The organism is Deinococcus rhizophilus (assembly GCF_030271215.1).
GTDB lineage: Bacteria > Deinococcota > Deinococci > Deinococcales > Deinococcaceae > Deinococcus > Deinococcus rhizophilus.
Genome location: NZ_JASNGB010000326.1, coordinates 1 through 1,336, shown reverse-complemented (window position 1 = coordinate 1,336; position 1,336 = coordinate 1). Strand labels below are relative to the sequence as shown.

3 protein-coding genes are annotated in these 1,336 nt (G+C 75.5%); all 3 read right to left on the bottom strand.

The features are described from left to right. The coding region (locus QOL99_RS17095) for an alpha/beta fold hydrolase (protein WP_326522604.1) at positions 1–309 on the bottom strand (309 nt) is incomplete at its 3' end. Next, entirely contained in the window at positions 306–692 is a 387-nt protein-coding gene (locus tag QOL99_RS17090) for a YbaN family protein (RefSeq protein WP_285525594.1), read from the bottom strand. The genes QOL99_RS17090 and QOL99_RS17095, both read right to left, overlap by 4 nt. Before the next feature lie 47 nt (positions 693–739). Further along, the coding region (locus tag QOL99_RS17085) for an XdhC family protein (RefSeq protein WP_285525592.1) at positions 740–1,336 on the bottom strand (597 nt) is incomplete at its 5' end.

The window sequence follows — 1,336 nt, the reverse complement described above, 5'->3', positions numbered from 1 at the left end:
GGTCACGGGCGTGCCGGGGCGGGCGGGCGTGTGGCCGTGGCCGGGGCGGTCGGGGGCGATCAGATGGGCGTGCCCGGCCAGCGCGTCCCACAGCGGCGAGACGGGCCAGTCCAGCGCCACCCCGTCGCTGCCGTGAATCAGGACGACGGGGGGAGCCTCACCTGCCCCACCCTCGATGACGTGGGTAGGACCCTCCGCGAGGTCCAGCACCCGCCCGTGTGGGGGATACCGCCGCTCGTGGTGCCGGGTCCGCAGGGCGGTGAGAACCGCTCCCAGCGCCAGGCCTCCGGCCAGCAGCCAGCGCCTCATGCCCGCCGGGTGGGGACGCGCAGGGTGATGTAGAGGATGCCCGCCAGCCCCACCAGCGCCCAGGCCACCTGCCCGGCCACGACCGGAATCCGCATCACACTGAAGCCCACCGCCAGCGCGATGCAGGTGCAGGCGAGCCACTTGGCCCGCAGCGGCATCCCCCGGCCCTCGCGGTAGTCGCGCACCAGCTCACCCACCACCGGCTGCGAGAGCAGCCACGCCTCCCACTTGGGATTGCCCCGCGCGAAACAGGCGGCGGCCAGAATGAACCACACCGTGCCCGGCAGCCCCGGCAGCAGCAGCCCCAGGAACCCCAGGCCCGTCAGCACGAAGCCCAGCGCCACCCACAGGGGCCGGACCGGGGAGGCGGGGGGAGGCGTCATGGGGGACAGGGTAGGACAAAGCGGGCGGGGGCGGTTGTGGCGTCCGTTCAGGTTCGGGGGGCCGCCGCGTGCGTGGGCGCGTCGTGGATGCGGCCCGCGTGCCCGCTCAGAAAGCCCCCGTCGTACCCCCGCCGCCACGCCATCAGCTCGCCCAGGATGCTCAGGGCGACCTCCTCCGGGGCCTCGGCGCCCAGGCGCAGGCCCACGGGCGAGCGCAGCTGGGCGAGCTGCTCGGGGGTGAAGGTGACCCCTTCGGCCTCCAGCTCCCGCAGCAGGTCCTCGGCCCGCGAGCGCGGCCCCAGCACGCCCACGTACCCGGCCCCCGAGCCCAGCGCGTGCGCGAGGCAGACCCGGTCGCGGTCGAGGTGGTGGTTCATCACGATCAGGTGCGCCCGCTCGCCGGGCGTGAAGCCCCCCAGCTCCTGCGGGGCGAGGTCATGCAGGGTCGCCCCCGGGAATCTCCCCGGCGTCAGGAAGGCGGGCCGGGGGTCCACGACCCGCACCGTGTAGCCCAGCGCGTGCGCCTGCGCGGCCAGCGGCACGGCGTCGTGCCCCGCCCCGTAGATCACGAGTTCGGGCGGGGGGCTGTTCACGTCCACGAAGACCGGGGGACCGTCCGGCGCGGTCAGGGTCGCGGCGCGGGG

Coding starts and splice junctions, on each gene's coding strand:
- QOL99_RS17090 (WP_285525594.1), bottom strand. CDS start 692: ATGACGCCTCCCCCCGCCTCCCCGGTCCGGCCCCTGTGGGTGGCGCTG.